The organism is Sphingobium sp. TA15 (assembly GCF_037101235.1).
GTDB lineage: Bacteria > Pseudomonadota > Alphaproteobacteria > Sphingomonadales > Sphingomonadaceae > Sphingobium > Sphingobium indicum.
On record NZ_AP025356.1, the window covers coordinates 676227 to 685892 of the forward strand.

Consider the following 9666-nt stretch of genomic DNA (forward strand, 5'->3'; position numbering starts at 1 on the left):
CCTGTTCTGTGTATGCGGTTTCACGCTCCGCGCAAAGGCTCTCCCGCCGCCTCCAGCGCCGCATTCTCCTCATCGGTGAAGACGCGGGATCGGACGATGAAGCGCATCCCCTCCGGGCTTTCCAGCGACATGCCCGCGCCCCGGCCCGGCACGACGTCGACGGTGACCTGGGTATGCCGCCAATAGTCGAACTGCGCCGCGCCGATCCACACCGGCACATCGCCTGCGATATGGCCCAGGAGCACATCCTGCCCCCCGACCCTGAACTCGCCGCGCGGGAAGCACATCGGCGCGGACCCGTCGCAACAGCCGCCGGACTGATGGAACATCAACGGCCCATGCCGCATGGTGAGGCGGGCAATCAACGCTTCGGCCTCCGGCGTGGCGAGGATGCGAGATGGAAGGTCCATAGGGTTCACTCCTACCCCTCTCCCTTGAGGGAGAGGGCTGCGCAGACTTGGCAGCTTGCTGCCTAGTCGGAGCTGGGTGAGGGGGATAGCGCAGGTTCCACCCCCTCATCCAACTCCGCCTGGCTTCGCTCCGCTCAGCAAGGCTCCATATCCTTCTCCCTCAAGCGAGAAGGAAAACAGAAAAAGGCGGACGCCCGGGAGAGGCGCCCGCCCGAACCGAAGGCGTGAAGGGGGAACGACCCGCCTCCGGCATGACGACCGCCTCAGAAGAAGCCCAGCGCCTTGGTCGAATAGCTGACCAGCAGGTTCTTCGTCTGCTGATAATGGTCCAGCATCATCTTGTGCGTCTCGCGCCCGATGCCCGACTGCTTGTATCCGCCAAAGGCCGCATGCGCCGGATAGGCGTGGTAGCAATTGGTCCAGACGCGCCCGGCCTGGATGGCGCGGCCCATGCGATAGGCGGTGTTGCCGTTGCGGCTCCACACCCCCGCGCCCAGGCCATAGAGCGTGTCGTTGGCGATGTGCAGCGCCTCCGCCTCGTCCTTGAAGGTCGTGACCGACAGCACGGGGCCGAAAATCTCCTCCTGGAAGATGCGCATTTTGTTATGCCCTTCCAGCACGGTCGGCGTCACATAATAGCCCTGCTCCAGCTCGCCGCCCAGATGCGCCCGCGTGCCGCCTGTCAGCACCTTCGCGCCCTCGCCCTTGCCGATGTCGATATAGGAAAGGATCTTCTCCAACTGGTCGTTCGACGCCTGCGCCCCGATCATCGTCGCGGGGTCGAGCGGGCTGCCCTGCACGATCTTCTGGACGCGGGCGACGGCGCGCTCGATGAACTTCTCGTAGATGCTCTCCTGCACCAGCGCCCGGCTGGGGCAGGTGCAGACCTCGCCCTGGTTGAGCGCGAACATCGCAAAGCCTTCCAGGCACTTGTCGAAATAATCGTCGTCCGCGTCCATCACGTCGGCGAAGAAGATGTTGGGCGACTTGCCCCCCAGCTCCAGCGTCACCGGGATCAGATTCTCGCTCGCATATTGCATGATGAGGCGCCCGGTGGTGGTTTCCCCGGTGAAGGCGATCTTGGAAATCCGCTTGTTGGTGGCCAGCGGCTTGCCCGCCTCCACGCCAAAGCCGTTGACGACGTTCAGCACGCCTTCGGGGATCAGGTCGCCCACCAGGTCCATCAGCACCATGATCGACATCGGCGTCTGCTCGGCGGGCTTGAGCACCACGCAATTGCCCGCCGCCAGCGCCGGGGCCAGCTTCCACGCCGCCATCAGGATCGGGAAGTTCCAGGGGATGATCTGCCCCACCACGCCCAGCGGCTCGTGGAAATGATAGGCGACCGTGTCATGGTCGATCTCCGCGATGGACCCTTCCTGCGACCGCACGCAGGCCGCGAAATAGCGGAAATGGTCGATGGCGAGCGGAATGTCGGCGGCGGTCGTCTCGCGGATCGGCTTGCCGTTGTCGATGGTCTCCGCCATGGCGAGCAGGTCCAGATTATCCTCCATCCGCTGGGCGATGCGGTTGAGGATATTGGCCCGCTCCGTCGCGGAACGCCGGCCCCAGCCTTCCTTCGCCCTGTGCGCGGCGTCCAGCGCCAGCTCGATGTCCTCGGCGGTCGATCGCGCCACCTTGCACACGCTCTGCCCCGTCACGGGCGACAGATTGTCGAAATATTCGCCCCGGACCGGCGCCACCCACTGGCCGCCGATGAAATTCTCGTATTTCTCGCGGATCAGCGTTTTTCCCGCGAACCGCGCCATTGCCTGCTGTAACATCATCCTCTCCCGGACTCGTCTGAAGGTTGAGGGACAGGATGAACCTTTCGGACGAAGGAACAATTAGACCTTGGGTCGGCCGATCCGCCCAGGGGATCGGCGCCCCCCCCTTGAAAAGCGGCGCGGCGATCCCGATCAATGGCATGATCATCATCATGTCATGGCCCGGTCCGGCGGCGCGGACGACAGCAGAAGGAAGCCAGAATGACCACGGAAATCATCCTCGCCCATCCCGTGCGCACCCCGATCGGCAGCTATAACGGCGCGCTGAAGGACGTGCCCGCCACCGAACTGGGCGCCGTCGCCATCCGCGAAACCGTGCGCCGCGCCGGCCTCCCGGCGGAGGTCGTGGGGGCCGTCACCATGGGCAATGTGATCCAGGCGGGCAACGGCATGAACCCGGCGCGCCAGGCGGCGATCCATGCCGGGCTGCCCGTCTCGGTCCCGGCCCTCACCGTCAACCGGGTCTGCGGATCGGGCGCGCAGGCCATCGTGAGCGCCGCGCAGGAGGTGCAGCTTGGCCTGCACGACGTCGCCGTCGCCGGCGGCATGGAGAATATGGACCGCGCGCCCTATCTGATGACCGGCGGCCGCTGGGGCTATCGCATGGGGGACGCGGCGATCATCGATTCCATGCTGCGCGACGGGTTGAACGACGCCTTTTCCGGCCGCCATTCGGGCTGGCATACGGAGGATCTGGTCACCCGATCCCAGATCTCGCGGGATGCGCAGGACCGCTGGGCCGAACGGTCGCAGAGCCGCTTCGCGCAGGCTCAGGCGGAAGGGCGCTTCGACGCGGAGATCGCCCCCGTCACCGTGCAGGGCCGCAAGGGCGAGATCAGCTTCGCCCGCGACGAGGCGCCCCGCGCCGACACGACGCTGGAGGGCCTCGCCCGGCTGAAGCCCGCCTTCCGCCCGGACGGCACGATCACCGCCGGCAATGCCCCCGGCCTCAACAGCGGCGCGTCCGCCATGCTGGTCGCCAGCCGCGCCTGGGCGGAGGCGAACGGGGTCGAACCCGCCGCGCGGATCGTCGCCCATGCGGTCGCGGCGATGGAGCCGGGCCTGTTCGGCCTGGCGCCCATCCCCGCCGTGGTCAAGGCGGTCGAACGGGCGGGCTGGACGCTGCCGGTCGTGGAGCGGTTCGAGATCAACGAGGCGTTCGCCGCCGTGCCGCTGGCGATCATCCAGGAACTTGGCCTGCCGGAGGACATCGTCAATGTGGAGGGCGGCGCCATCGCCCATGGCCACGCCATCGGCGCCACCGGCGCGGTGCTGACCACGCGGCTGCTGCATTCGATGAAGCGCGACGGCGTTCGCCGGGGCATCGTCACGCTGTGCATCGGCGGCGGACAGGGCATAGCGCTCGCGCTGGAAACGCTGTAATGGCCGCGCGGCTGCAGGGGCGGGGCATGAGCGGCCTCGACATGATCAGCGCGGTGGCGCGGGGCGACCTGCCCTATCCTCCCATGGCCGAGACGATACCGTTCCGGCTTCTTCCGCCGGAGATCGGCCGCATCGAACTGATGGCGACGCCGGAGGAGCGCTTCCTCAATCCCGGCGGCATCGTCCATGGCGGCTGGGTGATGACGGTTCTCGATTCCGCCATGGGCCTGGCGGCCGTGACCATGCTGGAGGAGGGCGGCTTCGCCCCGACCCACGAAACCAGCGTCAAGTTCCTGAAGCCGATCCACGCCGACATCGGCCCCCTGCGGGTGATCGGCACCGTGATCTCGCGGGGCCGCTCCCTCATCGCCATGGAGGGGCGGATCATCGGTCCGGGCGAGCGCATCTTCGCGCACGGCACGTCCACCTGCGTCGTGCCGCGCTGAACGCGGGGGCGGCGCGGGCGGGCGGCTGCGCCTTCCGCTTCAGGCGGCGGCTTCGGCCCTTTCGGGCGGCTTCGCCCCGGCCCGGCTCGCGGAGCGGCTGCGCAGGGGGATGCGGGTGTCCACGTCCGCGACGCCAAGCCGCTCCTTCACGGATTTCCGCGCCTTCTGGAGGATCTTCTCCGCCGCCTTGGGGTCGGTCGTCATCCGCGCCATGACCAGCGCGCCCAGCGCTTCGGAAAAGGCCGCGTTCGCCGCTTCCGCCGGATCGCCGATCCCCGCCCGCTCCAGCAGCCGGGTCAGTCCGTCGACCAGCCCGCGCATGCCCCTGCTCAGCCGCCCCCGGCCATCTTCGGACAGGTGCCCCAGTTCGCTGCTGAGCGAAGGGATGGGGCAGCCCGTCTCGGGATGGCCGCGATGGGCCATGGACAGGTAGCCGTCGAAGAATTTGGCGATCGCCGCGCGCGGGTCGCCGACATCCAGCAGGCCCAGAAACTCCTCATAGCGTTCATGGAACATATGCTCGACCGCATGGGCGACCAGATCGTCCTTGGACGCGAAATGGGCATAGAAGCCGCCGACCGTCAGCCCGGCCGCCGACATCACATTGGCGACCGCGACCCTGTCGATGCCCTGGCAACGGATCGCGCGCGAAGCCTCCTTCAGGATGCGCTCCCGCGTGCGCGCCTTATGTTCGCTGGGGTATCTCATGCATCGTTCCACAACTGACCGGATCGCAACCGCCTGCGGCAGGAACGGCACGGCACTGCCGGGGGGCTGCTTGCGACCAAGATAATATTATGCCCGTCAGGTTCAAGCATTTTGATCCGGAAGGGCGCGCCGATCCGGCCCCGATCCCGCCACGCGGGGGCGGCGGAACCCGGTCGGCGGGGGCCGCCATGCCGCCGCCCTTTTCATGGCCATGAAAATCCATTATATTCAATGCTGTAGCGAACGAACCCGCACCAACCATCTTGCGAACCCGCAACGGCGCCGGGGCAATCCGCCGTGCGGGAAGGAGGTTCAACACAGGCGGCACAGGGCCGCTCAACAACGGGGTCGTACCATGCGCATTTTCTCTTTCCGCCCGCTTGCGGGCGCGTTGTTCGCGTGCGTGCTCATATTCTGCATGAGCGAATGGGGCCTGTCCCTCACCGCCGACACGGAAAAGATCTCCGCGCCCGCGGCGGAAGACCGGCCGGGCATCGCTCCCATCCTCGCCAGGGGCTTTTTCGGCCGGACGGACGGCCCGTCGCCGCGGATCGACTTCTCCCGCCCCTCGCCCAGCCCCTGGACCACGGCGCTCGGCAGCAGCAATCCCGCCGCCCTCTTTCCCGCCGCCCCGGCCGCCGCGCCGACCGGCGGACCGGCCTGGGGCGCGGCCGGGAAGATGGCGACGGTCAGCACCATGGCATCCCTTTCCGCCACCACCCTTTCCGCCGCCGGGCAGGCCACCGATTTCGCCAATTTCGACTTCGCCGGCGGCACCCGCTATCCCGAACTGGCGACGGCCTCGGTCGGCCCGGCCTTCTACCGCCCCGGATCGACCGTCGCCCATGTGCCGATCTCGCTCGACCGCCCGACGCCCAACACCGTCATCGCCCGCGTCATGACGGAGGATGGCCCCGGCCTGGTCCGGGGCGTCGCGGGCGTCAATTATCAGAGCATCTACAAATCGGTGATCTTCCGCCCCGGCGACCCGCTGACCAAGACGGTCTCCGTCCCGATCCTGCTCGGCGTGCCGCAGGCCGACTTCATCGTCCGCTTCGTCGAAGCCCCCTGGGGCGGCAGGATGGGCACCGACCGCGCCTTCGTCCAATGCGATTTCCAGCAGGAACCGACGGCGGAACAGGTGGCGGGCCGCGAACCGCGCATCTTCCAGCCCACGGGCGCGCTCCAGTGGAAGATGAGCCGGGAGACGCTCAAATGGTCCGACGCCGGCCATGACAAGGCCTGGTCGACCAAGCTGCCCAACGGCCGTTCGCAACCGGGCAATCAGGAAACCGGCATCTATCTCGACGGCTGGGTCTATCGCGACTATGGCATAGAGGCGCCGCTCCGCTACACCGACGAGGGGCTGGTCATGCACACGCAGAAGCTGAGGCAGCCCATAGCCTGGGACGGCGTCCCCTATGATTATGGCGCGGTCGTGCTCAGCGGCCACAACACCCGGCCGGTGCAGATCGGCTACGGCCAATATGAATTCACCGCCAAAATGCCCAACCGGCGCGGTTCCTGGCCCGCCTTCTGGCTGATCTCCACCGCCGGATGGCCGCCGGAAATCGACATTTACGAAGGCTTCGGCTTCGAAAGCTGGTGGGATTTCGACCGCTACACCGCCAACACGCTGCACGGCGGCGCCAACATCACCCGCACCTTCCAGCAGGGCGTGTTCATGAACACGGACGAGATCTACGGCATCGGCGGCTTCACGACGGGCTTCCACAGCTTCGCCGTCGACATCCAGCCCGACTATATCACCTGGTTCATCGATGGGAAGGAAACCTATCAGGCGGTCAACCCCTTCGCGGGCTTTCGCTGGTACCCGATCATGAACGTCGCGGTGAAGACCACCGGCGACTATGCGGACGGCACCGGCGACATGATCGTCAAGGATGTGCGCATCTATTCCGACGGCGGCCAATAAGCCGCCCCATCCCATTCCTCCCCATGCTTGCATGGGGAGGGGGACCATGCGAAGCATGGTGGAGGGGAAGTGCGCAGGTCATGCCCCTTTCCCCTCCACCACCGCTTTCAGCGGCGGTCCCCCTCCCCATCTCCCGATGGGGAGGATGAGGAAGCCCCGTCTATCGTCCCGGCAATATAGTCGCCGACAGCCGCCGCTTACCCGGCAGAACGACTTTTGGGCGAAGCCTCCTGCGCCCTCCGCATCCCAACTCCCCTTCATTTGCCAATTTGAACAATTTATGCCAATACTATCCCAAACATGCTTCAACTTTGCGCATGAGGGCTGGAATGAACGCAGTGGTTACCCAGATCGGCGATCTGGCGGAAGCCGGCGAAAAGATGGTCGAACGCCTGCGGCGCAAGGCTTTCCTGCCGGATAGCCGCAAGGAACTCAACATCCGCTTCGGCATAGCGGAGGCCGCGCAACTGCTCGGCTGCTCCACGAATCGCATTCGCATGGCGGAGGAGGACGGGCGTCTTCCCCCTGCCCCGCCGACCGAAAACGGCCGCCGCCCCGGCTACAAGGTCGAGGAACTGCTGAACATGCGGCAGGTGCTGGGCGCCTCGCCCGAACGCGCCCCGCTGGACATCCCCGCCATCATCGCGGTGCAGAATTTCAAGGGCGGCGTCGGCAAGTCGACCGTCACCACCCATCTCGCCCATTATTTCGCGGTGCAGGGCTATCGCGTGCTGGTGGTCGACTGCGATTCCCAGGCCACCACCACCACCCTGTTCGGCTTCAACCCGCATTTCAACATCCAGCGGGAAGAGACGCTCTACCCCTATCTTTCCATCGACCCGACCCAGGTCGACCTGCTCTACGCGGTCAAGCATACCGCCTGGCCCAATGTCGACCTCATCCCCTCCAATCTCGAACTGTTCGACGTGGAATATGAGCTGGCGGCGGCGGGCAGCGACGGCGGCTCCGTCCTCGCGGCGCGCTTCCGCAAGCTGAAACAGGGCCTCATGGACCTCGCCCGCCATTATGACGTGGTGCTGCTCGACCCGCCCCCGGCGCTGGGCACGATCAGCCTCGCGGTGATGCAGGCGGCCAATGCGCTGCTGGTGCCGCTGGCCGCGACCACGCCCGACTTCTGCTCGACCGTCCAGTTCCTCTCGATGATGGACCAGGTGATCGGCCAGTTGCAGCAGGCGGGGATAGAGGTGGACTATCAGTTCGTCCGCCTGCTCTGCTCGAAATTCGACAGCAACGACCCCAGCCATTCGATGGTCCGCGCCATCATGGAGCAGAGCTTCGGCCCTGCCCTCCTCCCCATCCCGATCCTCGACAGCGCGGAGATCAGCCATGCCGCGCTGCGCATGATGACCGTCTATGAACTGGAAAAGCCGATCGGCACGCCGCGCACCCACAAGCGCTGCCGCGCCAATCTGGACGAGGCCATGGGCCAGATCGAGGCGCTGGTGCGCCAGGGCTGGGGCCGCGTCGCCCCGGCGCGGGAAGAGGACATCGTCAATGCGGCATGAATGGCCCTATCCGCATGTTCCCTATATGTTCCCGTTGTCCCAAGTGATCGAGGGGGAATGTCATGGCGCGTAAGCAATCCGACTATCTGGCCGCCCTGCTCTCCGACGAGCCGGAAGCGGCGGCGCGCCCGGCCGTGGAGCGGGAAGAGGCCCGCGCGCCGGCGCCGTCCCCCTCCCCTGCCCCTGCCCCACCCCGGCAGGACCGGGCGCGCGGCACCACCCTGCTCGGCCGCGAATCCGCCCTCGCCCGCCTCGCTTCGGGCGAAGTGCGGCAGGTCACGCAATTGCTGCTCGATCCGGCCAGGGTCCGCATCTGGACCGGCAATGCCCGCCACTACGCCCATCTCAACGAGGAAAATTGCCGCGAACTGATCGACTCGATCATCGCGGAGGGCGGGCAGAAGGTTCCCGCCGTGGTTCGCCGCATAGAAGGCGACCCGGACCATGATTATGAGGTCATTGCGGGCACCCGCCGTCACTGGTCGATCAGTTGGCTGCGCGCCAACAGCTATTCCGACATGATGTTCGTGGCGCAGGTCGCCCAGCTCGACGACGAGGCCGCCTTCCGCCTCGCCGACCTCGAAAACCGGGCGCGCAAGGACGTGTCGGACCTCGAACGGGCGCGCAACTATGCCGATGCGCTCAAGGCCCATTATGGCAGCCACCTGACGCGCATGGCCGAGCGGCTGAAACTCTCCAAGGGCTGGCTCAGCAAGATGATCAAGGTCGCGGGCATCGAGGACGCGGTGATCGACGCCTTCGCCTCCCCCGCCGACGTGCAGTTGAAGCCCGCTTATGCGCTGGCCCAGTCGCTCGACGACCCGAAGGGCGCGCCCGCCATCCGGGCCGAGGCGAACCGCCTCGCCTCCGAACAGCGCGCCCTGCGGACGGCGGGGGCCGCGCCCATAGCGGCGGCGGACGTGCTGAAGCGCCTGCTCGACGCCCCCCGCGCTGCCCGGTCCGCCCCCAGGGAGGAACCCTTCACCTGGACCACCCGCTATGGCCGCCCTGCGCTCACGGTGCAATCGGTCAACCGTCAGGGCATCACCATCCGCCTCCACGCAGGGTCGGGCGCCGACATGGAAACCCTCGCCACGGCGCTGCGCGACACGCTCGAACATCTCGAACGGCAGGGCATGGGGCTGCAACGCTGATGACAGGGGGGGGGCGCAGCATGGCAAAGGAACGGCCGGCCCCGACCGCGCCATTCCCCCTGCCCCGCGTTTCCCCGGGGAAACGACACCCCTCCCCCCGCGCCGACGCACGAAAAACATCCCTCCCGTTTCCCCGGGGAAACACCCGCACCCCCTCGCCCCTGCACCCCCCACCAGGCCCCATCCCGGCCCATCCCGCCCGCCGATTCCAAACCCTCGTTCACTCGCCGAGACGTTCATGGAATAGCCCCCACGACGCCCTGCTCTCCTCCGCCGCAACACGTCCCAGGCTGCCGCTCATCTCCAGGATCCACCC

Annotated in this window: 8 protein-coding genes; 5 read left to right on the top strand and 3 right to left on the bottom strand. The window is 67.0% G+C overall.

Going from position 1 to position 9666, the window contains the following annotated elements:
• Positions 1-20: 20 nt before the first annotated feature.
• Both Sj15T_RS20215 and adh read right to left on the bottom strand, forming a co-directional pair.
• Positions 21-410 carry a DUF779 domain-containing protein gene (locus Sj15T_RS20215; protein WP_013054116.1) on the bottom strand — a complete coding sequence of 130 codons (390 nt, stop codon included), beginning with the start codon at positions 408-410 and terminating at the stop codon, positions 21-23.
• A gap of 263 nt (positions 411-673) precedes the next feature.
• A complete protein-coding gene (adh, locus tag Sj15T_RS20220; protein ID WP_041386941.1) occupies positions 674-2194 on the bottom strand; it encodes an aldehyde dehydrogenase in 1521 nt (506 codons plus the stop codon).
• 204 nt (positions 2195-2398) lie between these two features.
• Between adh and Sj15T_RS20225 the strand changes: the two genes are divergently transcribed.
• Together Sj15T_RS20225 and Sj15T_RS20230 are read left to right on the top strand one after the other, a co-directional pair.
• Positions 2399-3580 carry an acetyl-CoA C-acyltransferase gene (locus Sj15T_RS20225; RefSeq protein WP_013054118.1) on the top strand — a complete coding sequence of 394 codons (1182 nt, stop codon included), beginning with the start codon at positions 2399-2401 and terminating at the stop codon, positions 3578-3580.
• On the top strand, positions 3580-4026 hold the full coding sequence (locus Sj15T_RS20230; protein WP_007684506.1) for a PaaI family thioesterase: 447 nt from the start codon (positions 3580-3582) through the stop codon (positions 4024-4026). Before Sj15T_RS20225 ends, Sj15T_RS20230 begins: the two co-directional genes overlap by 1 nt.
• Before the next feature lie 39 nt (positions 4027-4065).
• Here the strand turns inward: Sj15T_RS20230 and Sj15T_RS20235 are convergent, their stop codons facing one another.
• On the bottom strand, positions 4066-4734 hold the full coding sequence (locus Sj15T_RS20235) for a TetR/AcrR family transcriptional regulator (protein WP_013054119.1): 669 nt from the start codon (positions 4732-4734) through the stop codon (positions 4066-4068).
• A gap of 355 nt (positions 4735-5089) precedes the next feature.
• On the opposite strand from Sj15T_RS20235, the gene Sj15T_RS20240 reads away from it, so the two are divergent.
• The 3 genes from Sj15T_RS20240 (at position 5090) to Sj15T_RS20250 (ending at position 9350) form a co-directional block, all read left to right on the top strand.
• Positions 5090-6670 carry a family 16 glycosylhydrolase gene (locus Sj15T_RS20240; RefSeq protein ID WP_013054121.1) on the top strand — a complete coding sequence of 527 codons (1581 nt, stop codon included), beginning with the start codon at positions 5090-5092 and terminating at the stop codon, positions 6668-6670.
• A gap of 329 nt (positions 6671-6999) precedes the next feature.
• A complete protein-coding gene (locus Sj15T_RS20245) occupies positions 7000-8196 on the top strand; it encodes an AAA family ATPase (protein WP_013054122.1) in 1197 nt (398 codons plus the stop codon).
• 62 nt (positions 8197-8258) lie between these two features.
• A complete protein-coding gene (locus Sj15T_RS20250; protein ID WP_013054123.1) occupies positions 8259-9350 on the top strand; it encodes a ParB/RepB/Spo0J family partition protein in 1092 nt (363 codons plus the stop codon).
• Positions 9351-9666: the final 316 nt, after the last annotated feature.